General features: G+C 58.1%; 21 protein-coding genes and 1 tRNA gene. 9 read left to right on the top strand and 13 right to left on the bottom strand.

Translation table 11 applies throughout. The features are described 5' to 3' along the window. Positions 1–2 precede the first annotated feature (2 nt). The 7 genes from ACQZ45_RS01740 to ACQZ45_RS01710 all read right to left on the bottom strand — a co-directional run bounded on the left by ACQZ45_RS01740 (position 3) and on the right by ACQZ45_RS01710 (position 7,452). The gene (locus ACQZ45_RS01740; RefSeq protein ID WP_038490991.1) at positions 3–833 is read right to left on the bottom strand and encodes an MBL fold metallo-hydrolase; all 831 of its coding nucleotides are present in this window, start codon (positions 831–833) and stop codon (positions 3–5) included. Positions 834–835: 2 nt separating this feature from the next. Then, positions 836–1,618: a TatD family hydrolase gene (locus ACQZ45_RS01735; protein WP_003515245.1), complete on the bottom strand. Its 783-nt coding sequence runs from the start codon at positions 1,616–1,618 to the stop codon at positions 836–838. Between the two features lie 11 nt (positions 1,619–1,629). After that, positions 1,630–3,180, bottom strand: a complete 1,551-nt coding sequence (gene metG / locus ACQZ45_RS01730; RefSeq protein ID WP_003515246.1) for a methionine--tRNA ligase — start codon at positions 3,178–3,180, stop codon at positions 1,630–1,632. 104 nt (positions 3,181–3,284) lie between these two features. Further along, positions 3,285–4,310 (bottom strand): DNA polymerase III subunit delta', encoded by a 1,026-nt coding sequence (locus ACQZ45_RS01725; RefSeq protein WP_448742126.1) that lies wholly within the window; start codon positions 4,308–4,310, stop codon positions 3,285–3,287. Beyond that, positions 4,303–4,977: a dTMP kinase gene (tmk, locus tag ACQZ45_RS01720; RefSeq protein WP_111796420.1), complete on the bottom strand. Its 675-nt coding sequence runs from the start codon at positions 4,975–4,977 to the stop codon at positions 4,303–4,305. Before tmk ends, ACQZ45_RS01725 begins: the two co-directional genes overlap by 8 nt. Before the next feature lie 137 nt (positions 4,978–5,114). Next, positions 5,115–6,287 (bottom strand): D-alanyl-D-alanine carboxypeptidase family protein, encoded by a 1,173-nt coding sequence (locus ACQZ45_RS01715; RefSeq protein ID WP_113291721.1) that lies wholly within the window; start codon positions 6,285–6,287, stop codon positions 5,115–5,117. Between the two features lie 76 nt (positions 6,288–6,363). After that, positions 6,364–7,452 (bottom strand): septal ring lytic transglycosylase RlpA family protein, encoded by a 1,089-nt coding sequence (locus tag ACQZ45_RS01710; RefSeq protein ID WP_113291729.1) that lies wholly within the window; start codon positions 7,450–7,452, stop codon positions 6,364–6,366. Positions 7,453–7,771: 319 nt separating this feature from the next. Here ACQZ45_RS01710 and ACQZ45_RS01705 point away from each other — a divergent pair, with 319 nt between their 5' ends. Next, positions 7,772–8,110 (top strand): hypothetical protein, encoded by a 339-nt coding sequence (locus tag ACQZ45_RS01705; protein ID WP_003515252.1) that lies wholly within the window; start codon positions 7,772–7,774, stop codon positions 8,108–8,110. 284 nt (positions 8,111–8,394) lie between these two features. After that, complete coding sequence (locus tag ACQZ45_RS01700; RefSeq protein WP_003515253.1) at positions 8,395–9,450, top strand: acyltransferase family protein; 1,056 nt, start codon at positions 8,395–8,397, stop codon at positions 9,448–9,450. A gap of 210 nt (positions 9,451–9,660) precedes the next feature. Here ACQZ45_RS01700 and ACQZ45_RS01695 read toward each other — a convergent pair. The 3 genes from ACQZ45_RS01695 to ACQZ45_RS01685 all read right to left on the bottom strand — a co-directional run bounded on the left by ACQZ45_RS01695 (position 9,661) and on the right by ACQZ45_RS01685 (position 10,841). Further along, a tRNA-Ser gene (locus ACQZ45_RS01695) sits at positions 9,661–9,750 on the bottom strand. A 584-nt stretch (positions 9,751–10,334) separates the two neighbouring features. Beyond that, positions 10,335–10,562 (bottom strand): hypothetical protein, encoded by a 228-nt coding sequence (locus ACQZ45_RS01690; protein WP_113291671.1) that lies wholly within the window; start codon positions 10,560–10,562, stop codon positions 10,335–10,337. A 15-nt stretch (positions 10,563–10,577) separates the two neighbouring features. After that, positions 10,578–10,841: a hypothetical protein gene (locus ACQZ45_RS01685; RefSeq protein ID WP_003515255.1), complete on the bottom strand. Its 264-nt coding sequence runs from the start codon at positions 10,839–10,841 to the stop codon at positions 10,578–10,580. Between the two features lie 137 nt (positions 10,842–10,978). Between ACQZ45_RS01685 and ACQZ45_RS01680 the strand changes: the two genes are divergently transcribed. The 3 genes from ACQZ45_RS01680 (at position 10,979) to ACQZ45_RS01670 (ending at position 13,697) form a co-directional block, all read left to right on the top strand. Further along, on the top strand, positions 10,979–11,689 hold the full coding sequence (locus ACQZ45_RS01680; protein WP_003515256.1) for a hypothetical protein: 711 nt from the start codon (positions 10,979–10,981) through the stop codon (positions 11,687–11,689). 148 nt (positions 11,690–11,837) lie between these two features. Further along, positions 11,838–13,352, top strand: a complete 1,515-nt coding sequence (locus tag ACQZ45_RS01675; RefSeq protein ID WP_003515257.1) for a D-alanyl-D-alanine carboxypeptidase family protein — start codon at positions 11,838–11,840, stop codon at positions 13,350–13,352. A gap of 84 nt (positions 13,353–13,436) precedes the next feature. Further along, positions 13,437–13,697, top strand: coding sequence for a hypothetical protein (locus tag ACQZ45_RS01670; protein ID WP_003515258.1), 261 nt, complete (start codon positions 13,437–13,439; stop codon positions 13,695–13,697). A 93-nt stretch (positions 13,698–13,790) separates the two neighbouring features. Here the strand turns inward: ACQZ45_RS01670 and gyrA are convergent, their stop codons facing one another. Beyond that, positions 13,791–16,583 carry a DNA gyrase subunit A gene (gyrA, locus tag ACQZ45_RS01665; protein ID WP_003515259.1) on the bottom strand — a complete coding sequence of 931 codons (2,793 nt, stop codon included), beginning with the start codon at positions 16,581–16,583 and terminating at the stop codon, positions 13,791–13,793. 217 nt (positions 16,584–16,800) lie between these two features. Between gyrA and ACQZ45_RS01660 the strand changes: the two genes are divergently transcribed. Both ACQZ45_RS01660 and ACQZ45_RS01655 read left to right on the top strand, forming a co-directional pair. Beyond that, positions 16,801–17,430, top strand: coding sequence for a MarC family protein (locus ACQZ45_RS01660; protein ID WP_003515260.1), 630 nt, complete (start codon positions 16,801–16,803; stop codon positions 17,428–17,430). 123 nt (positions 17,431–17,553) lie between these two features. Continuing rightward, a complete protein-coding gene (locus tag ACQZ45_RS01655; RefSeq protein WP_003515261.1) occupies positions 17,554–18,702 on the top strand; it encodes a CBS domain-containing protein in 1,149 nt (382 codons plus the stop codon). Between the two features lie 65 nt (positions 18,703–18,767). Here the strand turns inward: ACQZ45_RS01655 and ACQZ45_RS01650 are convergent, their stop codons facing one another. After that, on the bottom strand, positions 18,768–19,343 hold the full coding sequence (locus ACQZ45_RS01650; RefSeq protein ID WP_003515262.1) for a single-stranded DNA-binding protein: 576 nt from the start codon (positions 19,341–19,343) through the stop codon (positions 18,768–18,770). A gap of 265 nt (positions 19,344–19,608) precedes the next feature. Between ACQZ45_RS01650 and uvrA the strand changes: the two genes are divergently transcribed. Next, on the top strand, positions 19,609–22,530 hold the full coding sequence (gene uvrA, locus ACQZ45_RS01645) for an excinuclease ABC subunit UvrA (protein ID WP_003515263.1): 2,922 nt from the start codon (positions 19,609–19,611) through the stop codon (positions 22,528–22,530). A gap of 55 nt (positions 22,531–22,585) precedes the next feature. Next, positions 22,586–23,386: a DUF72 domain-containing protein gene (locus ACQZ45_RS01640; RefSeq protein WP_113291670.1), complete on the top strand. Its 801-nt coding sequence runs from the start codon at positions 22,586–22,588 to the stop codon at positions 23,384–23,386. Positions 23,387–23,391: 5 nt separating this feature from the next. On the opposite strand, the gene dusA is transcribed toward ACQZ45_RS01640, so the two are convergent. Next, a complete protein-coding gene (gene dusA, locus ACQZ45_RS01635; protein ID WP_113291669.1) occupies positions 23,392–24,408 on the bottom strand; it encodes a tRNA dihydrouridine(20/20a) synthase DusA in 1,017 nt (338 codons plus the stop codon). Positions 24,409–24,471 lie beyond the last annotated feature (63 nt).

The raw sequence follows: 24,471 nt of genomic DNA, 5'->3' as shown, positions 1-24,471 counted from the left end.
TATTAGGGCGCTTCAATCTCGAGTTCGACTTCGAAACGCATCTGGTCGTAAGCCGGTTCAACATGATCAGGCGTTTCGCGCATCACCGTGTCATAATCGAGCGGAATGTGCATATGGGTCAAGATCGCCCTTTTGGGTGCAAATCTATCGATCCAGCCGAGCGCCTGTTCGAGCGAGAGATGGCTGGGGTGATAACGGTGCTGCAGCGCATCGATGACGAGGACGTCGAGACCGGCAAGCTTGGGCACGCTTTCGACCGGAAAATCGCTGACATCGGTGCAATAGGCGACATTGCCAATCCGAAAGCCGAGCGAGTGCACGTCACCATGCTGCTGCATGTGGACGTTGAAAGGTATCGACCCGCCTGCCCCGTCGATGATCAGGGTCGCGTCGATATCGGCGATGATCCGCGGCTCGACGATCGGCGGATAATTGCTGCCCGGAGGCGTTTCCAGGCAATAGGCAAAACCATCCCAGATGCGCGCCATGGTGACTGGATCGGCATAGATGGGAATGCGGCTCTGCTGAATGGCGAAATAGATGCGCAGATCGTCAATACCGTGCAAATGGTCGGCATGGGCATGAGTGTATAGAACCGCATCGACTGCCTCCACTTTGGCGGCAATCATCTGCTCGCGAAAATCAGGCCCGGTGTCGATGACGACGGTGGTCTTACCGCCATCGGGTCCGATCTGCTCCACCATGAAGGCCGCACGAGTACGCCGATTCCTGGGGTTTTCAGGATCGCAGGCGCCCCAGTCGCCGTTGATGCGCGGTACGCCGGGAGACGACGCACATCCGAGAACCGTAAAGCGGCGACGGTAGATTGCCACGCCTACACCCTTGTCATCTTCGAAAAGCAGCGGAAAGCATTCTCGGTGGTGATTTCGGCCATGCGCTCGAACGAGATGCCATGTACCTCGGCCAGCACTTCCGCCGTGTTCACCACATAAGAAGGCTCATTGCGCTTGCCGCGCCAACGCTTGGGCGCGAGATAAGGCGCATCCGTTTCCACCAAGAGACGGTTGAGCGGCACGGTGGCTGCAATATCGCGGATATCCTGCGATTTCGGGAACGTCAGAATGCCGGAAAAGGATACGTAACCGCCAAGTTCGACGCCGGTTTTGGCGAGATCGGGACCTGCGGAAAAGCAGTGCAGGATAAAGGGAAAAGCACCCTTGTCGCTTTCTTCACGCAGAATCGCAGCCATGTCCTCATCAGCGCTGCGGCTGTGGATGACGAGCGGAAGCTTGGTTCTCCGCGCCGCCTCGATGTGGCGAACGAGGCCGGTCTTCTGGTCTTCCGGCTTTTGCGTGTCGTAGAAATAATCCAGCCCCGCCTCGCCGATCGCCACGATCTTGTCATGGCTCTCGGCAAGCCGCACAAGCTCGTCGGCCGAAATGTCGAGTTCTTCGTCGGCATTGTTTGGATGCGTGCCGACCGAGCAGAAAACCGACGGATATTTTTCCGCAATCTTCAGAAGCTCGGGCAGACGGCGCACCCGGGTCGAGATCGTCACCATCTGGGCAACGCCGGAAGCATGGGCGCGGGCGATGATATCGTCGCGCTCAGCCTCGAAATCGGGAAAATCCAGATGGCAATGCGTATCGATCAGCATGGTCGTCGCCTTCACGCTTCCGGTGCGACGTAACGCGGGAAGACCGGCTTCGGTGCCTCAAGCGGCGTTCCCGGAACCAGACGTCCGGCTTCGCCGAGTGCGGCAAAATCCCGTTTGTCGGCAGGGGCAGCAACCAGATCGAGCAGCTTCTCGCAGGATCCCGGCATGAAGGGCTGCAACAGAATGCCGATCTGGCGGACGACTTCCGCCGTCACGTAAAGCACGGTGCCCATGCGTTCTGGGTCGGTCTTCTTCAAAGCCCACGGCTCCTGCGACGCGAAATAGCGGTCGGTTTCCGAAACGACGGCGATGATGGCTGCAAGCGCGCGATGGATGAGCTGCTTGCCCATTTCCTCACGGCAGAGTGCCAGAAGCCCATCGGCGGAGGCGAGCATCGCCTTGTCTTCATCGGTCAACGGCCCGGGCGTCGGGATCTGTCCGTCACAATTCTTGACGATCATCGACAGCGAGCGGCTGGCCAGATTGCCGATGCCATTGGCAAGATCTGCGTTGATGCGGGTGGCGATGCCCTCTTCGCTATAGCTGCCGTCCTGGCCGAATGAGACTTCGCGCATGAAGAAATAGCGGACCTGATCGAGACCGAAATGGTTGACCAGATTGACCGGATCGACGACGTTACCAAGCGACTTCGACATCTTCTCGCCCTTGTTGAGCAGGAAGCCGTGCGCATAAACCCGCTTGGGCAGCGGCAGCTTGGCGCTCATCAGGAAAGCCGGCCAATAGACCGCGTGGAAGCGAATGATGTCCTTGCCGATGATATGCACGTCGGCCGGCCAATATTTTGCGCGCGGACCGTTCTTGTCTTCGATGTAACCCGTAGCGGTAATGTAGTTGGTCAGCGCATCGACCCAGACATACATGACGTGCTTCGGGTCATCAGGAACCTTGATGCCCCAGTCGAATGTCGTGCGGGAAATCGACAGGTCCTTGAGGCCGGATTTGACGAAGGAGATGATCTCGTTTCGACGCTCAGCGGGACCGATGAAATCCGGGTTCTCCTCGTAGAGCTTCAGCAGCTTGTCCTGATATTCCGAGAGCTTGAAGAAATAGCTCTCCTCCTCGACCCATTCGACGGGCGTGCCCTGCGGCCCATAGCGAACGCCGTCGGCGCGCACTTCCGTCTCGTCCTCGCCGTAATAGGCCTCGTCGCGCACGGAATACCAGCCGGCATAGCTGTCCTTATAGATGTCGCCGCTGTCGGCCATCAGGTTCCAGATATTGCGCGAGGTCTCGTGATGACGTTCTTCCGTGGTGCGGATGAAATCGTCGTTCGAGGCGTTAAGGAGCTTGCCCATCTCGCGGAACTGGTCGGAATTGCGCTGCGCCAGCTCTTCCGGCGAAATGCCTTCCGCCCGCGCTGTCTGCTGCATCTTCTGGCCGTGTTCGTCGGTGCCGGTCAGGAAGAAAACATCCATTCCGTCCAGGCGCTGAAAGCGTGCCATGGCATCCGTCGCAATCAGCTCGTAGGCATGGCCGATATGCGGCTTGCCGTTAGGATAGGAGATTGCGGTGGTGATGTAGAAGGGTGTCTTGTCTGTCATGACGGTCTATCGACTTTACAGGCTGTTTTTTGGATAGACCGCTCTTAAACGATTGTTCGCAACAGCGAAAGCAAAAGCGTACGTTCCGTACGATCTCTTGGGTCTCACACGCGGCGAACATCTTCCAGAATGGAAAGCACCATCTGCTTCTTGTCGAGATTATAGGCCTGCGCCACGGTAATGCGTTCCGAAAGCGTCGACGAAAGGCGCGCATGTTTCTCTGCCGCCGAGATATCACCGGCCATCGCCGCCGCTCTCGCACGCGCCATCAACTCCTCCGTCACGTGCTCCATGAAGAAGCCGAGAACAATATCGCCGTCCTTCTGTGCCAGAACTTCGGCAAGCTTGTGCATCTGCTTGCGTGCACCGGGCCCTTCGGCCGTCATGACGGAGGCGAGCGCCTCCACAATGTCAGAGCCGCCGTAATTCATCAGTTTTAACGCCTGCGCGACGCTGCCCTTGGAGGCGGAAAGCAGCGCATCCCGCTTTTCGCCAGCCGGGCTGATACCGAGATGATCGAGCGACTGCACCATATCCGCATCCGAAAGCGGCAGCAGCCGGAGCGGCATGCAGCGCGAGCGGATTGTCGGCAGCAATTTGCCCGGCGCATGCGACAAAACGAGGAACATCGCCCGCTTTGGCGGCTCTTCGAGTATTTTCAGAATGGCGTTTGCGGCATTGCGATTGAGATCGTCAGCCGGATCGATGATGACGATACGCCAATTGCCGGTGCCCGAGGTCTGCGAGAAGAAGTGCCCTGCCCGCCGCACCTCATCCACCGTGATGGCGGATTTCACGCGGCCGGTCTTTTCATCCGCCGGGCGGGTCAGATGCAGCAGATTATGCGACGCACCGGAGGTGATCTGCCGGCTGACAAGCGATTCCGTATCGGGATCGGCCAGGAAATCCGGTGCTGTGGCTGGATCGGGATGGGTAAGTACGTGGTTGGCGAAACGGAAAGCGAGTGTTGCCTTACCAATGCCTTCAGGGCCTTCGATCAGGATCGCATGGTGGCCCTTGCCGGAGCGATAGGACTGCGCAAGAAACGCCTCCGCTTCGCCATGGCCGAAAAGCTTCGTGTTCTGCTGCGGCGCAATTGCGCCGTCGAGAACGCCCTGAACCTCACTCATGCGCCGTGCCCGCCGCAGTCTCCAGCCGCTCGAGCAAAGGCTCGACAAATGACATGACGTCTTCCGTCACTTTTTCTTCCGGCTGATCGGCATTGACGATCCGACAACGACGCGGCTCGGCAAGCGCAATATCCAGATAGGCTTCACGCCGCTTCTCGTGGGTCTCGATTTCCTCTTTTTCGAAACGGTCCGGTGCGGCACCCTCATCCGCACGCTTTCTGGCCCGGGCAAGGCCCTTTTCGGCGGCGATATCGAAGATCAACGTCAGTTCCGGTACGACGCCATCAATAGCAACGCGTTGCAGCGTCTCGATGAAATCCGGCTCAAGATTGCCGGTCGTACCCTGATAGACACGTGAGGAATCAAGAAACCGGTCACAAAGCACGATTGCGCCACGTTCCAGTGCCGGGCGAATGACCTCCTCGACATGGTCGTTGCGCGCTGCCGCAAACAGGATTGCCTCCATGCGCACGCCGAAGGATTCGGCAGCACCCGACAGCAGAACATGGCGAACAGCCTCCGCCCCCGGCGAACCGCCCGGCTCACGGGTTACGATCACATCGAAACCACGGCCGCGAAGCGCCTCGGCAAGCGTGCGAATCTGCGTCGACTTGCCAGCGCCTTCGCCGCCCTCGAAGCTGATGAACAATCCGGTCTTTTCGGCCAATGTCACGTCCTGTGAGGAATTCTCAGAAATATCGAAATGCCTGTTTACAGCATCGAACCGAAAAGTGTGAAGCGCTTTTCAGAAAATCCGATGTCTGAACAAAAGCATAGGGAAAGTTGCGGATTGCGGGATAGGCATCAGAGCCAGAACAGCAGCAATTCCTTGAGCGCCCCAGCAGCATTCTGGGTCAACGTGCCCTTGCCGACTGCCGTTCTCGTATAAAGCGGCACTTCCCGCAACAGCCTTTCGCCCGAAAAAACCTTGAGTGTTCCGACATTCGCACCAGTGTCGAGCGGCGCATTGAGCGGCCAGCGATAGACGATCCGCCCGGAAATACGCTCGGGATTATTGACCGGTACCAGCACGCTGACATCTTCCCGGGGCGACAGGTCTATATGCGAGACATCGCCACCGTAGACGCTGACTGAACCGACGGCTTCGTCCTTTGCAAAAAGATGGCGTTTTTCGAAGGCCGTCAGCCCCCAGTCAACCACCCGGCGTGCTTCGTCCTGCCGCGTCTTGTCGTCAGCGATGCCGCCAAGCGCCAGATAGACCCGGCGCCCTTCCCGCTCTGCCGAAACGACTGCCGCGAAACCGCTGCCTTCCGCAAAACCAAGCCCGAGACCGTCTATGCCGTTACCCAGCAGCGAGTTCTTGTTGCGCTGGAAAATCCGGTTCCATTCGAAATCCGGCTTGGTGAAAAGCCCATAGCGATCGGGATAGGTATCGCGCAGATGCTGGGCGAGAAGCACCATATCCTTCGCGGTCGTCTGGTTGCCCGGATCGGGAAGACCCGTCGAATTGGCAAAGACACTGCGGTTCATGCCGAGTTCGCCGGCTCTCACCGTCATGCGCTTGGCGAAAGCGGAGTCGGACCCTGCCATGCCTTCGGCGACAATGATGCAGCCATCATTGGCGTTCTGCACAATAATTCCCGTCAGAAGATCGTTGACGCTGACGGAGGATTTCAGCGCTGCAAACATGGTCGAGGTCCGCGACGGCGCACCACCCGTGCGCCAGGCATATTCAGAAACGGGATAAGCTGTCTCGGGCGTTACCTGCCCTTTGGCCAGCGCATCCAGCACCACCTCAACAGTCATCAGCTTGGCAAGCGAAGCGGGCGGAAAGGATTGATTTTCATTCTGGGAAAGCAGCACCGTGCCGGTTTCGGCATCGATCATATAGGCCTGTTCGGCCTTGGCGATGAAAGGTGCTGTTTGCGTTTGCGCCTGCGCCGGACCGTTACCGAAAAACGCAAATGCGAGCGCTGCCGCGACCGGGAAAAAAGAACGATGAATGGCCTTGTGCATGAAACCGCCCAGCTTTCCCTGCCGCAACCCGCCGCTCGCGACGAAAACGCAAGTCAGCCATAAACTCTTCAACCCGTCAGCGCGTCTTCGCCTGCTGACGCTTCACATGGGCAAGTATGGAATCCTCGTTAAGCGCTCCGCGATCGACGAGCACGCTGTCGAACGCACGTGAGGTTTTCGAAACCGCAGAGGATTCCTCGGAATAAGCCGCTGCATATTTGGACGACGGCGTTGGCACGCGCAGATAGTTGCCGCCAGGTGCTGCCGGCTCACGCGTGAAATTGCCTTCCGGGCGTTCCGCCAGGAACGGACCGATTTCCGGCAGGATTGCAAATTGTTCGAAGGCCGGTGCGGGGCCGTTGACCAGCGGCATGGCCTGGAGCGCTGCATTCTTTTTGGTACCAACCAGCGCCGTCTGCGTCGAAGCACCGTAATTCGGGTTTGATGTCGGGGCCGGCACGAAATTCGGCGAAGCCGAAGCCACCATGACACCAGTCGCGATCTGCCCTTCCGGCGCAACACCCGGAGAACGAGAGCCCTTCGGAACATAGGACGCCATCAGATAAGGCATGTCGTGCCCATCAAGCGGCGCGCGGCCTGCATATTGCACCCGCACATTCGCCGTTCCAGTGCCCTTCATGTCGAGAAGATCTGCGGTCTTGCTGGAAACGTCGATCAGGCGACCTTCATGGAAGGGTCCGCGATCGTTGACGCGCACCAGAACCGATGCACCGTTTTCCATATTGGTGATGCGCGCATAGCTCGGCAGGGGAAATGTCGGATGCGCAGCGGAAAGATGTTCCTTGTCATAGACCTCGCCATTTGCCGTCAGGCGGCCGTGGAAGGCGGAACCATACCAGGAGGCAAGACCGGTCTTGTTGTAACCCGGCTCTTCCTTCGGAAAATAACGTCGGCCCTTGACGGTATAGGCATTGCCGAGAAGCTCGCGCCCGCCGCCCTTGGGAATGTTCTGGCCGTCGGCCACGCGCGGGCTGGCTTTGACGCCATATTCCGATTCGGAGAAATATTCCTTGCTGCGCTTCTGCTTCGGTTTGGTCTCAGAGGTGGTGGAACACGAGGCTGTCGCGGCGCAAAGCACGGAAATTGCAAGCCACTTCACGCCCGATCTGGCGTTGATGCCGAGTTTCTTGACCGTAGATTTCAAATCGTCTGCCCCACGCTGCTTGCAGGCTCGAAGAACCGCACCCTCATTTGCCTCGATGCATGCCCCTGCCATCGAAGCACCTAACAGTCGCTTAATCTTGTGCATAACGTGGCAAAAATGCGAACGACTTCTGCAAATTCGATAAAATTGTAATGAACGTGGTTAACGATTTATGTCTTTTCCGCAGCGCGGGAAGCCCGACGCGCCTGTAAACGCGCAGTCTCGAGATGTCTCCTGCTCAAGGAACAAACGAAGCCCGACCGCGTTTTCCCCTCGCAAACACACGAGCTTCCGCCGGTTTTCGGCTGAGTGAGGGAACATGATCAAGTCAATAAAAACCGCCGGCCTGGCACTAGGCATCGCGCTGGTGTCCATTGCCGCTCCTATTCACGCAAGTGCGCAGGACATGGAGCTGCGGATCGGCCCCGACGGCGTTCGCCCGGTTATACGTGATCGCGACCGCGACATGGACCGACGAGGACCTCCGCGCATGCGTGGCTGCGGCGAACGCGAAGCCCGCGCCGCCGCCCGCGAGGCAGGCCTGCGCGACCCCGAAATCGTGCGCGTCACCCCCGGTCGCGTCGTCGTCCAGGGCTTCACCCGCCGAGGACCGGAGCGCATCACATTCGCGAACGAACGCGGCTGTCCTGAACTCTAATACATTAATCAAAGGAACCCGCCGACAGGCGGGTTTCTTCATTTCGGTGATACAAGAAATTTCCAAGCTAAAGTACACCGCGTCGCTAACGCTGCCGGTCCTGTTGATTTCAAACTGTCTGTTTGGAATTTTATGGCAGATGGGGTGTTTGTCACGTTTAAGCACCTACCGCGTTGAAATCGTCCATGCGAAGAATATTGCGATGCGATCGAGCGCCTAGTGAAAGATGTTGACCCGTAAGAAAATGCTGATTTAATATATTACTTATATTTGAGGTAATTATTATGTCAGCACTTAGATTTTTGGTCTCATTGTATATTGTTGTCTATCACATGCTGGTGGTTTCACCGTGGGATTTGCGGGTGGTCTCTCCAATTTTCCACAAAGGCTGGATCGGAACCGACTTCTTTATAATCTTGTCGGGTTTCATCATAGCAATCGCATATAAAGAAAAACTCCAATCGAAAAAACTTTCTCCCGGTGATTTCATGAGGGGTCGATTACTTCGCTTGTGGCCACCACACGCAATAATCATGATGCTTTTTCTATGTTACTTTCTGCTCACAAAGGCGGCTGGATTTACAACTAACGACCCTTCATTTTTTGCGCCCTCCGCATTCGTGTCGCAACTATTACTGACTAATAGTTTTATTTTTACGGATCAGGCTTGGAACGTACCCACGTGGACGCTGTCTGCACTCTTGGTCTGCTACGCGATCTATGCCTTTTCCATTCCCTATTTCCCAAAGGTTGGCAGTCCGCACCATATCTTGGTGGGAGCTACTTTTTGGTTGTCTGCAGCGGCGATCGTCGTTTTTGTTTTATTAGGAAAGTCGATTGCGCACTTACATGAGCACTTGGCTCTTGTTCGCGCCATACCGCTTTTTTTCTACGGGGCGATATTAGGCCATTTTTCACTGGCGATTGGATCGTTGCACATAAAAAATCGGGGCACGCGCGCCATTTTCTTGGTAATCTTTGCGTTAATCGTCGCGCATTCATCGTCAGGAGCCATAGCAGACACTATCATCTTGCTGCTGACGTCGGGGCTAGTGTTACTATGTTCTGATCTACGCAGTGGGAGGCTCATGCATGCCCTCGGGCGTCTATCTTTCGCAATCTATTTGCTGCACGTTCCGATGATCTATGTCTATTTCCCAATCATCAGAAGAATTGCTGGTCTAGATAGGACGGATGGCGCGTACATAACGCTTTGGCTGACTTTCCCCCTGATAGTCGTTGCCGCGGCTTATGTCTTTGAGAGATTTGTCGAGCGACCTTTGGCCAAGCGTCTCAAGCCGGCGGCACAGGAGCATCGGACAATAAGTGCCACCGCTTAGGCCACACGTAGGGATGCCGATCGACAACGGGTGGAACTGTGAGAATATCGCGAAATGAGCATGCCATCTCAGACCGCAAGCAGTCCCTTCGGCGGCAATCCCTCAGTGATAAGCACGCGCTGGACGATAAGAGGATCGTGGTCGCAGGGTTTGGAACCTGCTGCGACGGGAGCCGCGCAAGGGCCAATGAGAACATATGCAAAACGAAAGTGGCAGATGGGGTGGGATTCGAACCCACGGTACGCTCTCACGCACGCCGGTTTTCAAGACCGGTTCCTTAAACCACTCGGACACCCATCCATCGGTGGTGAGGCTTTATAGCGTTTTGAAAAAGGCCGTCAATCCCGATGGCGCACGCGCGCACAGCCTCTTCGCATCCGTCAGCACCTCATTGTCCTTGTGTCGTTGCAGGCGGCAGCAGAGACCCCTCGCCCGAAGGAAGTGCCGGACTTTGCTGAGGCGAGTGGAATAGCGCCAGACTCAGCACGATTGCCACAAGCACCAATAAAAGCGCCACGAAGAAGATTCCGGATTTATCCATGCGTCTGCTCATGTCCCATTATGTTAGGCGCGAATATGTGCAATTCGAGGCAATCGAAGAATAAAACGACCTCCTGTCAAGTTGCCTGACAGATTTGGACAGTTGATATTCCTAAATTCTTTCTGCTTGAGCAAATTTTATGTGTCGGCGTACTGTTTGGGACGGAAGTGGCCTATCGCGTCAGTAATATTGTCATTTATATAGCCGCATCGCTCCCGGGCATTGCCCAACTTTCCCCGAGCGATCAACCTGCCCCGCCCGTTTGCGGGGCTTTTTTCTTTTATGCTACCGAAAAACTGCGACCGGCGGATAAAAGCTGGGTGTGCGTTACCTGCTTTACGGTTCAGACACCGATGCTCGGTCCGCCATCGCCGTGCCGAAAACCGCCCCGGAAAATATCCTCGAAAAGGTTCAGCAGCGCCGGCGGTAACGTGTCGGACAGCTCTAGTATGATCTCGTTGGCGCGATTGTAGGAATAGATGGCGCAAAGTGTCAGCACCAGCAGCACTATCCACGGCCAGATTGGCTTGCGCCTAGGCGGCGCCCCATTGAGTTGTTGCGGTACAGTCATCCCGGTACCTTCCGTTCAGGCCTTGACGCGCGGTTCGCCTCCCGGCGCATAGGCGGTTTTTTGCAGGAAACGGAATATGTTACCGCACTGACCGCAGCGGATCATGAATTCCGTTGGATCGACCGAGGCACGCTCGGTGCGGAAGCCACGCGGCATTTCATCAACGCGAAAATCAAGGTTACGGCGGTCTTTCTCATCCGATTCTGACACCTCGGCAAAACCCTGATGACCGCATTTGGAACATTCGAGTTTCCGGGAATATCTGTCGCGCGCTGCCATATGCCGTCCTTTACTTGCACCCTATCAGGTAGCAGCGGCAAAACAGCATTTCAATGGCGATCGCCGCAGGTTAAAGCTTTGCCCGTCTGTTTTCAGTGTGGAAAACGCGTCCAGTGGCAAGAACAAGTCGGAAGCTCATGCACAACGAAGCCCCCCTGCTTTCATCCTCCCTGATACGGCGCGCCGTCATCATTGCCGTCATTATTATATGCTTTGTTGCTGCCCTCAATATCGGCGTTAAATGGTACGGCGAGCGGATCCTTCAGGCGGGCCATACAACAGCAACCGATGCGGTGGAGATCACAATCGGCAATGACCGGCTGAAACTTGCGAAAAACACGCTGCGTGTACCTTCCGACCGCCATGATGGAGAGCGAGAGCGGGCCGATCTTTATCTCACCTGGCCGGATCTCAAGGGATATGAAGACTCCAATCGCGCTGTTTTCGATGATCCGGCGCAGGCAGCAGGGCTTATTTTCATCCAGCTATCGCAAAGCACGATGTCTGAGGACATGTCCGGCCGTTTCGGGCCGATCTATGCCCGGTTGACGGAAGGAGAGCCTGTGCCGCTGAAACACGGCCTCACACTGCACCGCCTGCGTTCCGACGCAGGTTACGGCAAGGAAGTCATATTGACCGGGCAGCGCGTAGGCGAAAGCGACTATGTCGTGCGCTGCCTTCTGCCGCAAACCCAGCAGGAGTCGACGGGCAGCGACTGCCAGAGGGACATCCACGCCGGCCAGGACCTCAGCCTGTTCTACCGATTCTCCGCAACCTTGCTACCGCAATGGAAAGAACTCGACGCAGGCGTGAAACGCTACATCGAGCAGCGCCTCGTAAAAGACTGAAATCCGTGAAAAGGCGTGAGACAGATTGCGCCCGAAAAGTCGCATTTTATGGAGCGTGGATACCTTTCATAAACCACTTGGTAACGCCATCCCGATAAAGTTTCTTCCCGGAGCACTCGGGCGGGGCGCGTCCGAGCGGAACAGAAATATGCGATTGAAGAGTTCAGCAGTGTTGAAAAGTCTATTTGGGGCAGATTCGCGCAAAGCGGGTGCGACGTCTTTGGTGAGGTTCGTTGCGTTGACCCTTGCTGCGGCGTTCATAACCGCAACATCCGTTGGCACCGCACAGGCGGACCCGAAATATGCGGGCATCGTCATTGATGCCAAGACCGGCAAGGTTCTCTACGGCGAAGATCCGGATGGCCTGCGCTATCCTGCCTCGCTGACGAAGATGATGACGCTTTATCTTACGTTCGAGGCGCTCAATTCCGGGCGCATTTCGCTCGATTCCAAGGTGCCGGTTTCGGCCAACGCCGCCAAGGAGCCTCCTTCCAAGCTCGGCGTGCGCGCCGGTGGCAGCATCACGGTCGAGCAGGCAATTCTTGCGCTCGTCACCCGTTCCGCCAACGACATGGCCACCGCACTAGGTGAATATATCGGCGGCTCCGAAGACCGTTTTGCCAGAATGATGACCGCCAAGGCCCGTGCGCTCGGCATGACGCGCACGACCTATCGTAACGCCAACGGCCTGCCTAACACGGCGCAGATGACGACGGCGCGTGACCAGGCCCGCCTCGGAATCGCCCTTCGCCAGCATTTCCCGCAATATTACGGCTACTTCTCCACGCGCACCTTCAATTTCGGCAAGCAGGTCATCGGCAACCACAATCGTCTAGTGGGAACCGTGCGCGGCGTAGATGGCATCAAGACAGGTTATACCCGTGCCGCCGGAAGCAATCTTGCAACATCGGCACAGCTAGACGGTCGCTCCATCGTCGCCGTCGTTCTTGGCGGCCGCTCGAGCGCTGCCCGTGACGCCACCATGCGCAAGCTTGTTGCGACCTACCTGCCGCAGGCCTCCCGCAGCGGCAACAGCAACCTGATTGCGCAGACGAGATCGGCACCTGTCGAAGAGCCAGTCGCTGTGGCTGTTGCTGCTCCACCTGTGGCAGTCGCGGCTCCGTCCGCAGCTGTCGCTGCGACAGATTCCGGCCTGCCCCATGCCGGCCCCGTACCGCAGACCCGTTACGAGGACGCGCCGGTTACCGCCTTTGCAGGCTCCTCTTCCAATGCGGCCGTAAAGGCCATGGAAGCCGCCACCTGGCAGAAGGGCAAGGATCCTATTTCTCAGGTAGCCGTCGCGCCTGACCGCAAGTTGATTACCAACTCGACCAAGGTGGACAATATCGTCACCGCGTCCACGCCGGCATCTGTGCCCTCCACCCCTTCCGTTTCGGCAAAGGCTGAAGCTCCGCAGGGCGGCTGGGTGATCCAGATTGGCGCATCGCCGGATGAAAACTCGGCACGTGGCCTGTTGCAGAATGCGCAGGAAAAAGGCGGCGCCGCCCTTCGGTCCGCAAAACCCTTCACGGTGGCCTTCAGCAGAGAAGGCTCCCAGGTATACCGCGCCCGCTTCGGCGGCTTCGACGGCCAGGCCGCCGCGGTAAATGCATGCAATGCATTGAAAAAGAAAGGCGTCAGCTGCTGGGCGTCACTCCAGTAATCGACGTTCGTGCAGGCGGTGTCTTATTTGTTGAAACATCGCCTGTCTCCTCGAATTGTGTAATGTGTAGCGAGGCTTTCCAAGATGGCAGTTAACGAGAACTATTCGGACATTGCGTCTGGCAACGGGCAAGGCAGTCTGTCGGTTCTGCATCCCATTCACGAGGCGGCAATGCGCATTGCCGATCTCGGTCTTAACCGCTCCAAGGCAAAGACGCGTGATCTCGTCAGCCTGCTTCTGTCGCACGGCGCCCGCGCCTGGCGTGCCAATCAGCCGGAAGCCAATATCCACCTTCATGTCGGCCGCCGCTCCGGGCGTGCACCGGTCCATATCCGGATCCGCTGACAAAACGAACATAACCGGACGAGACAAAGAAAACCCCGCGGAGCCTGTGCACCGCGGGGTTTTTGTTGATTGACAATGAAGAAACGAGACGGCTTACGCCTCGCTCTCCGGTGCCTCTGGCGTATCCGGCAGAGTGTCTGCCACATCTTCGCCATTGCCGTTTTCCGCCTCTTCGTCGCCTTCAGGCTCGTTGATACGTTCCACGGAAACCACCTTCTCGTCCTTGGCGGTGGAGAAGATCGTCACGCCCTTGGTGGCGCGGCTTGCGATACGGATGCCGTTTACCGGCACACGGATCAGCTGGCCGCCATCGGAAACCAGCATGATCTGGTCGCCTTCGTCCACCGGGAAGGCCGCAACGAGTTCGCCGATTTCCGTCGTCTTCGAAGTATCAGTGGCGCGAATGCCCTTGCCGCCACGACCCGATGTGCGGAAGTCGTAAGACGAAGAACGCTTGCCGTAGCCTTTTTCAGAGACGGTCAGCACGAATTCTTCGCGTGCCTTCAGTTCCTGATAACGCTCTTCGCTGAGTTCGCCTTCTTCCGCGACTTCCTCGCCAACCAGTGCAATATCTTCCTCATCGACCCCGGCGGCACGCCGCTCGGTGGCCGAACGCTTGAGGTAGGCCGCACGCTCCCACGGTTCAGCTTCCACATGGCCCACAATGGTCATGGAGATAATGCGGTCGCCATCCGCCATGTTGATACCGCGCACGCCAACCGAGTTGCGGCCGGCGAAGACGCGGACATCGTCGACGGGGAAGCGGATGCACTGGCCGAGTGCCGTCGTTAGCAACACGTCATCCTGATCGGTACAGGTTTCGACGGAGAGGATTTCATCGCCCTCCTCGTCCAGCTTCATGGCGATCTTGCCGTTGCGGTTGACCTGCACGAAATCGCCGAGCTTGTTGCGGCGAACCGTGCCGCGCGTCGTCGAGAACATCACATCGAGCGTTTCCCAGGTCGTTTCGTCCTCGGGCAACGGCATGATGGTGGTGATGCGCTCGCCTGGTTCCAGCGGCAGCATGTTGATGAGGGCCTTGCCCTTCGACTGCGGCGTACCGATCGGAAGGCGCCAGACTTTTTCCTTGTACACGATGCCGCGCGAGGAGAAGAACAGCACCGGCGTATGGGTATTGGCGACAAAGAGACGGTTGACGAAATCTTCGTCGCGCGTCGCCATGCCGGAACGGCCCTTGCCGCCGCGACGCTGTGCCCGGTAGGTGGTCAGCGGCACGCGCTTGATGTAGCCGAGATGCGAAACGGTGACGACCATATCTTCGCGGGAGATGAGGTCTTCATCATCCATGTCAGGACCGCCTTCGACGATCTCGGACCGGCGTGGCGTGCCGAACTCGTCGCGGATGGCAATAAGCTCATCCTTGACGATCTGCATGATGCGCAGCCGTGAAGACAGGATTTCGAGATATTCGCTGATTTCCGCACCGATCTTGTTCAGCTCGTCGCCGATTTCGTCGCGGCCAAGCGCCGTCAGGCGGGCAAGGCGCAATTCGAGAATGGCGCGTGCCTGCTCTTCGGAGAGATTATAGGTGCCGTCTTCATTGATGCGGTGGCGCGGATCGTCGATGAGACGGATCAGGCTTTCCACATCCTGCGCCGGCCAGCGCCGCGTCATCAGCTCCTCACGGGCCGAAGCCGGATCGGGAGCATGACGAATGACGCGGATGACTTCGTCGATATTGGCAACCGAGATCGCCAGACCGACCAACACATGCGCGCGGTCGCGCGCTTTGCGCAGCAGATACTTGGTGCGGCGGCTGACGACATCCTCACGGAAGGACACGAAGGCGCGCAGCATGTCCAGCAGCGTCATCTGCTCCGGCTTGCCGCCGTTCAGCGCCACCATGTTGCAGCCGAAGGAGGTCTGCAACGGCGTGTAGCGATAGATCTGGTTCAGGATGACTTCGGCATTGGCGTCGCGCTTCAGCTCGACGACGACGCGATAACCCTGGCGGTCGGACTCGTCGCGCAGATCGGAAATACCCTCGATGCGCTTTTCCTTGACCAGTTCGGCCATCTTCTCGATCATCGTCGCCTTGTTCACCTGATAGGGAACCTCGGTGATGATAATCTGCTCGCGGTCGCCGCGCATCGGCTCGATGGTCGCACGGCCGCGCATGATGACCGATCCGCGACCCGTCTCATAAGCAGAGCGAATGCCGGAACGGCCCATGATGAGCGCGCCGGTCGGGAAGTCCGGGCCGGGAATGATCTGCATCAGTTCAAGCAGCTCAATCGCCGGATTGTCGATGAGGGCGATACAGCCGTCGATGACTTCGGAAAGATTGTGCGGCGGAATATTCGTCGCCATGCCGACGGCGATGCCGCCTGCCCCGTTGACCAGAAGGTTCGGGAATTTCGCGGGAATGACGACCGGCTCATGCAAGGTGCCGTCATAGTTGTCGCGGAAATCCACCGTTTCCTTGTCGAGATCGTCGAGAAGCGAATGCGCTGCCTTTTCGAGACGGCACTCGGTGTAACGTTCGGCCGCCGGCGGATCGCCGTCGATGGAGCCGAAGTTGCCCTGTCCGTCGATCAGCGGCAGGCGCAGAGACCAGTCCTGCGCCATGCGCGCCAGCGCATCGTAAATCGCCGCATTGCCGTGCGGATGGAATTTACCCATCACGTCACCGGTGACGCGGGCGCATTTGACGTATTTCTTGTTCCAGTCGATGCCGAGTTCGGACATGCCGTAAAGAATACGGCGATGAACCGGCTTCAGACCGTCACGGACATCGGGAAGCGCGCGGGAAACGATAACGCTCATGGCGTAATCGAGATAGGACCGCTGCATTTCCTCAATGATGGAAATCGGTTCAATGCCTGGCGGAAGTTTTCCGCCGCCGGGGGGGCTCTGGTCAGTCAAAACGGATCACATTCTCTGTTAAGAATCGGATGGATTTTTATAGCGGAAACAGCCACGTTAAGCCAATTTCCAGGCGAGTTTTGAACAGTCTTTTGCGTCATTTGCAAGACATACCCCGCTTTTCGCCATTTAGGTTGGCAAAAGCGACGCCGCTCCCTTTCAAAGCGTGTACGACTTGCGTACGCTCCGGCATAAAAACAAAACATGTGGGGAAAGAATGGCCAGCAGCGAAACGCTCATCAACGCGCTTACAACACTTCTGGTCACGCTCGATCCGCCCGGTCTCGCGCCGGTATTTCTCGCACTCACGGTTGGAATGACGCGCGACCAGCGCGCCCAGGTGGCCCTGCGCGGTTCAATCATCGCCTTCGGCATTCTCGCCATCTTCGCCCTGTTCGGTCTCACCATCCTCAACCTTCTCGGCATTTCGCTGGGTGCCTTCCGCATCGCCGGTGGCCTGCTGCTGTTCTGGATTTCCTTCGAGATGATTTTCGAGAAACGCCAGGAGCGCAAGGAAAAGACCTCGGAGATTGCCATCACCAAGGACCATCTGCACAATCTGGCGGTCTTTCCGCTCGCCTTGCCGTTGATCGCCGGGCCTGGCGCCATTTCCGCGACCGTGCTCCTGGCGGGAACGATGAAGACGACGCTCGAAATGGTCGTGCTTATTCTCATCCTCGCCTTCGCCATGGCCCTCGTCTACGCCACCCTGATCGTCTCGGAACGCATGGACCGTTTTCTCGGCAATACCGGCCGCGCGATCCTGACAAGGCTGCTCGGCGTCCTTCTTGCCGCGCTTTCCGTGCAGTTCGTAGTGGACGGTATAAAATCGGCCTTCGCATTCTGACGACCATCGGTTCGCAACAAAATGCCGCAACCGGCCGGATTTGCGAAAAATCCGCCCTTTGAATCCGGCTCCTGCCTCGGTTAAAAGACGCGCATCTTTTTTCCGCACCAGAAAGCTCTTTCCATGCGATCCACGCTGCGCCGCCTCATCCCGGATGCCGCTCCCGTCAGTAACCGGGAAAGGCTGCGCGCTGCGGCGGGCGCCTTCGTCGGCATTTCGCTGACGGGACTTCTGGGCAGCCTTGCTTTCCGCTTAGACCCTACCCTGCCCGCCATGATCGCGCCGATGGGCGCCTCGGCGGTGCTTTTATTCGCCGTGCCATCCAGCCCCCTTGCGCAGCCCTGGTCGATCCTCTGCGGTAACATCGTGTCGGCTTTCGTGGGCGTGACGGTGGCTCTACTCGTTCCGGATATTTTCCTTGCCAGCGCGCTTGCCATAAGCCTTGCCATTGCTGCCATGATGGCGCTGCGCTGCCTGCACCCGCCAAGCGGCGCGGTGGCGCTGACGGCCGTTCTCGGCGGTCCCGCCGTGCATAGTCTCGGCTATGGCTTTATTCTCTGGCCGGTCGCCGGAAACTCGCTCATCCTTCTCATCCTCGCGCTCGTTTATAACAATGCCACCGGCCGCGCCTATCCGCACGGCCTGAGGTTTGGAAAGGCCAGCCACGGCACGGCAGACCCGACGCCGATACAGAAAATCGGCTTTTCCTCAGCCGATCTGGACGAGGTGCTGAAGGAATATGACGAGGTTCTCGATATTGATCGCGATGTGCTGGAGATGATTTTGCGCAAGACGGAATTGCGCTCCTGGCGCCGCCGCGCCCTCCACCTCGATTGCGCCAGCGTCATGTCGCGCGATGTGGTCGGCGTCGCCCCGGATGATAGCCTGCGCCACGCCCATTCACTGATGCGCAACCGCCATTTCAAGGCTCTGCCCGTGACCAACGACAGGGCCGAAATCGTCGGCATCGTCACTCAGACGGATTTTCTTGAAAAGGCTAGCTGGAGAAACGGCCGCCCTTCCATCGGTTTCCTGCAGCGCCTGCGCCTTATCCTCTCAGGCGAAAGCGCACCTAACGATACCGTCAAGGATATCATGACATCGCCTGTTAGAACCGTGCGGCCGGAAACGGCGATCGAGGAAGCAATCATCCGCTTTGCGGAGGAAGGCCTGCATTACCTGCCGGTGATCGACGCCAACGGCAAGATGGTGGGTATTCTTTCGCAGTCCGATGTCATGGTTGCGATGCTGGCGGACAAAGCCGCGGCATAGGTCGTCGCGACCTTGAAGCGGGCAACCGGTTCGACCGGCGCCCGCCCCGTCAATCTCGGTCCCGATCAGAACGGGATATCGTCGTCCATGTCACTGGAGAAGCCGCCGGAAGGCTGGCTGCCGCCACGCGAGGCACCGCCGCGGGCCGCCGGCTGCTGGTCGTAACCGCCACCGTAGTTACCGCCGCCGCTGCCATAATCTCCACCGCCGATGTCGCCACCGCTGCGGCTGCCGCCGCCACCTTCGCCGCGACCGTCGAGCATCGTCAGCGTGGAGTTGAAGCCCTGCAGTACCACTTCGGTGGAGTAACGGTCGTTACCGGTCTGGTCCTGCCACTTGCGCGTCTGCAGCTGGCCTTCAATATAGAGCTTGGCGCCCTTTTTCACATATTGTTCGACAACCTTGCACAGGCCTTCGTTGAAAACGACGACCGTGTGCCATTCTGTCTTTTCCTTGCGCTCGCCGCTGTTGCGGTCCCGCCACGTCTCCGACGTGGCGATACGCAGATTGGCAATCGGACGGCCGTCCTGCGTCCGGCGAATTTCGGGATCGGCGCCAACGTTCCCAATCAGAATTACCTTGTTTACGCTACCAGCCATCTCGTCATCCTGTCCGCCAGCCATCGTGACCGGCAATTGCATTTCAAAAAATCCCGCACACAATAACCATCGCCGCCCGCAAAGGGCACCGCAACGGGGAACAATCCACAGCGAATAATCCCGACTTTCTCAGAGAGTACATTCGCACTTGCAATTTGTTCCTTTTTTGTTCTATTAAATCACGAAATTCGAGTCAAGTGAGCCGAAAAGCCATCGATCGATAGGGAATAAACCTCGACACGTCCGGTTGCGTCACTACATAAGGACGCGCCGCCATCAGGCCTGTTAATTTTGTCCGAGCTTTATCATGAGTGAACTGAAGACGATTTCCATCCGTGGTGCCCGTGAGCATAACCTCAAGGGTATCGATCTGGATCTACCGCGCAATAAGCTGATCGTCATGACCGGGCTCTCCGGCTCGGGCAAGTCGTCGCTCGCCTTCGACACAATCTATGCTGAGGGCCAGCGCCGTTATGTCGAGAGCCTCTCGGCCTATGCGCGCCAGTTCCTCGAAATGATGCAGAAGCCGGATGTAGACCGCATCGAGGGGCTTTCTCCGGCGATTTCCATCGAGCAGAAAACCACCTCGAAGAACCCGCGCTCCACGGTCGGCACGGTCACGGAAATCTACGACTATATGCGCCTGCTGTTTGCGCGTGTCGGCGTGCCTTACTCGCCGGCGACGGGCCTGCCGATCGAGAGCCAGACGGTCAGCCAGATGGTCGACCGTATCCTTGCCTTCGAGGAAGGCACGCGCCTTTATATTCTCGCGCCGATCGTGCGCGGCCGCAAAGGCGAATATAAAAAGGAACTCGCCGAGCTGATGAAGAAGGGCTTCCAGCGCGTCAAGGTGGATGGCCAGTTCTACGAGATCGCTGACGTTCCCGTCCTCGACAAGAAGTACAAACACGATATCGATGTGGTGGTGGACCGCGCCGTCGTGCGCCCGGATATGGCAGCACGCCTTGCCGACAGTCTCGAGACCTGCCTCAAGCTTGCCGACGGGTTGGCAGTGGCCGAATTTGCCGACAAGCCCCTGCCGCCGGAAGAAACCTCGGCTGGCGGCTCCGCAAACAAATCGCTCAATGAGACCCACGAGCGTATGCTGTTTTCGGAAAAATTCGCCTGCCCGGTCTCCGGCTTCACCATCCCGGAAATCGAGCCCCGGCTTTTCTCCTTCAACAATCCCTTCGGCGCCTGCCCCACCTGTGACGGTCTCGGCTCGCAGCAGAAGGTGGACGAAAACCTGATCGTGCCCGAACCTGCACGCACCCTGCGGGATGGCGCGATCGCCCCCTGGGCCAAGTCGTCTTCCCCCTATTACAACCAGACGCTGGAGGCGCTGGGCAAGGCCTTCGGTTTCAAGCTGTCGAGCAAATGGACGGACCTTTCGAAAGAGGCGCAGCACGCCATTCTCCAGGGCACTGACGACAAGATCGAGTTCAACTATCAGGACGGTGCGCGCTCCTACAAGACGGTGAAGAATTTCGAAGGCATCGTTCCCAATCTGGAGCGTCGCTGGAAAGAGACTGACAGCGCCTGGGCGCGCGAGGAAATCGAGCGTTATATGTCGGCGGCCCCCTGCCCGGCCTGCGCCGGCTATCGCCTGAAGCCGGAAGCGCTCGCCGTCAAGATCAACAGAATGCACATCGGCGAAGTCACCCAGATGTCGATCCGTATGGCACGCGACTGGTTCGAGACGCTGCCGGAAAATCTGAACGCCAAACAGAACGAGATCGCGGTTCGCATCCTCAAGGAAATCCGCGAACGTCTGCGATTCCTCAACGATGTCGGGCTGGATTATCTCAGCCTATCACGCAACTCCGGCACGCTTTCCGGCGGAGAAAGCCAGCGCATCCGGCTTGCGTCGCAGATCGGCTCCGGCCTCACCGGCGTTCTCTATGTTCTAGATGAGCCGTCCATCGGCCTTCATCAGCGTGACAATGCCCGCCTGCTCGATACGCTGAAGCACCTGCGCGACATCGGCAATACGGTGATCGTGGTCGAACACGACGAGGATGCCATTCTGACGGCGGATTATGTCGTTGATATCGGTCCGGCCGCCGGCATTCACGGTGGTCAGGTCATCGCCGAAGGCACGCCGCAGGAGGTCATGGCCAATCCGAAATCGCTGACCGGCAAATATCTATCCGGCGAACTCGGCGTCGCCGTGCCGGCAGAACGCCGCAAGCCGAAGAAGGGCCGCGAAATCAAGGTTTTTGGCGCACGCGGCAACAACCTGAAGAATGTGACTGCGGCCGTTCCCCTTGGCGTTTTCACCGCCGTTACCGGCGTGTCGGGTGGTGGCAAATCCACCTTCCTGATCGAGACGCTCTATAAGTCGGCAGCACGCCGGGTGATGGGCGCGCGCGAAATTCCGGCCGAGCATGACCGCATCGATGGTTTCGAATTCATCGACAAGGTGATCGATATCGACCAGTCGCCAATCGGCCGCACGCCACGATCAAACCCCGCCACCTACACCGGCGCATTCACGCCGATCCGTGACTGGTTCGCCGGTCTGCCGGAGGCAAAGGCGCGAGGTTATGCACCTGGCCGTTTCTCCTTCAACGTCAAGGGCGGCCGCTGCGAAGCCTGCCAGGGCGACGGCGTCATCAAGATCGAGATGCACTTCCTGCCGGATGTTTATGTCACCTGCGACGTCTGCCACGGCAAGCGTTACAATCGCGAGACGCTGGATGTGACCTTCAAGGGCAAGTCCATTGCCGACGTGCTTGATATGACGGTGGAAGAAGGCGTTGAATTCTTCGCCGCCGTTCCGGCCGTGCGTGACAAGCTGCAAGCGCTGTTCGATGTCGGCCTCGGTTACATCAAGGTCGGCCAGCAGGCCAATACGCTCTCCGGCGGCGAGGCGCAGCGCGTCAAGCTCGCGAAGGAACTGTCAAAACGCTCCACCGGCCGCACGCTTTACATCCTTGATGAGCCGACGACGGGTCTCCATTTCCACGACGTCAACAAGCTTCTGGAAATGCTGCAGGCGCTGGTGGATCAGGGCAATTCCGTCGTGGTAATCGAGCACAATCTCGAAGTCATCAAGACGGCCGACTGGATCATCGATATTGGCCCCGAAGGCGGCACGGGCGGCGGCGAAGTGGTGGCAACCGGCACGCCGGAAGACATCGTCAAGAACGAGCGCTCCTATACCGGCCATTTCCTGAAGGAACTTCTGGAACGCCGGCCAGCCGGAAAACGCGAGGCTGCGGAGTAATCCGCGCCCTTCGCAGCAAGGTACGTAAGGCCGATAGCCCGAGGAGGAACAGTATATGTCGACATCAGGCACGATCCGCACCGGTATCGGCGGCTGGACTTTCGAGCCGTGGGAAGGCACGTTTTATCCGGAAAAACTGCCGAAGAAACGCCAGCTGGAACATGCCAGCCGGCAATTGACGGCGATCGAGGTGAACGGCACATATTATAGCAGCCAGAAACCCGAGACCTTCGCCAAATGGGCGGCGGACGTGCCTGAGGATTTCGTTTTCTCCCTGAAGGCAAGCCGCTTCGTCACCAACCGCAAGGTCCTGGCCGAGGCGGGTGAATCCATGACGAAGTTCCTGACGCAGGGGCTGACGGAGCTCGGCCACCATCTCGGCCCGATTCTCTGGCAATTCGCGCCGACTAAAAAATTCGACGCCGAGGATTTCGGGGCGTTTCTGGCATTGCTGCCCGAAAAACAGGACGGCATTGGCCTTCGCCACGTGGTCGAAGTGCGAAACCCGACATTTCAGGTGCCGGAATTCATCGATCTTCTCGCCAAACACAAGGTCGCGGTCGTCTGCGCCGACCATCACGATTATCCGATGCTGCCTGACGTAACTGCCGATTTCGTCTATTGCCGCCTGCAAAAGGGCGAAGACGATATCGAGACCTGTTATCCGAAGGCCGAGATTGACCATTGGGTAAAACGGGTCAAGACCTATGCGGCGGGCGGTGTTCCGGATGACCTGCCGCTGATCGCTCCCGATAGAAAAGTCGATAAGACCCCTCGCGATGTCTTCGCTTTCTTCATCACCGGCGGCAAGGTCAATGCACCAAACGGCGCACAGGTATTGCAGAAATTGGTCTGACTGGCTCAGCCAGCCATTTCTTTCGCCGGGTTGAAATCGACTGCCGCGAACGCCGCCTCGATCACCTCGGTTCCAGCGCCCGGCCGTGTGGCGTCGCTGGAAAGGATTTGCCGGAAACGGCGCGCGCCGGGCATGCCCTGAAACAGGCCGACCATGTGGCGGGTAACGTGGTTAAGGCGCCCGCCAGCGGCAATGTAGTCGGCGGCGTAGGCCATCATCGCATCACGCAGCCCCATCCAGTCAGCTTGCTGGGCCTCTTCGCCATAAATGCGATGGTCGACATCGGCAAGGATGGACGTATTGTGATAGGCCGCACGGCCAAGCATCACGCCGTCCATATGGTGCAGATGGAGGCTTGCCTGATCGAGATCGGAGATACCGCCGTTGATGCCGATGAAGATGTCAGGATTTTCCCGCTTCATGCGATAGACGAGATCATAATCGAGCGGCGGCACTTCACGGTTTTCCTTCGGCGAAAGACCTTGCAACCAAGCCTTGCGCGCATGGATCCAGACCGCATCCGCGCCCGCCGCCACAACCCGCGAAAGAAAATCCGGCAGCACGGCTTCCGGCTCCTGATCGTCCACGCCGATGCGGCATTTGACCGTGACCGGTACCTTCGCAACGGCCTTCATCGCCGTCACGCATTGCGCGACAATCTCGGGCTCGCGCATCAGACATGCGCCGAAAGTGCCGGATTGCACCCGGTCCGAAGGACAGCCGACATTGAGGTTGATCTCGTCATAGCCATAATCGCCGGCGATCCGCACCGCCTCCGACAGCTTTACCGGATCCGACCCACCGAGTTGCAGTGCGACCGGATGTTCCTGAGTATGATAGTTGAGCAACCTGTCGCGCTGGCCATGGATGATGGCGTCTGCAACGATCATTTCCGTATAAAGCAGCGCACGCTTCGACAATTGCCGGTGCAGAAATCTGCACCTCGTGTCCGTCCAATCGATCATCGGGGCCACGGCAAAGATGCGAGACCCTGATGTCACCGCTTTTTTATAGAAATTCAACTATTTACGCTCGCTTACTAGGGTAAAATCCTGTGATAGTTTTTCATCGAGCAGCACCAATGT

This window comes from Agrobacterium sp. 16-2014-1-2a (assembly GCF_053522705.1).
The sequence above is the reverse complement of the archived record's forward strand: the minus strand, read 5'-3'. Positions and strand labels throughout refer to the sequence as shown.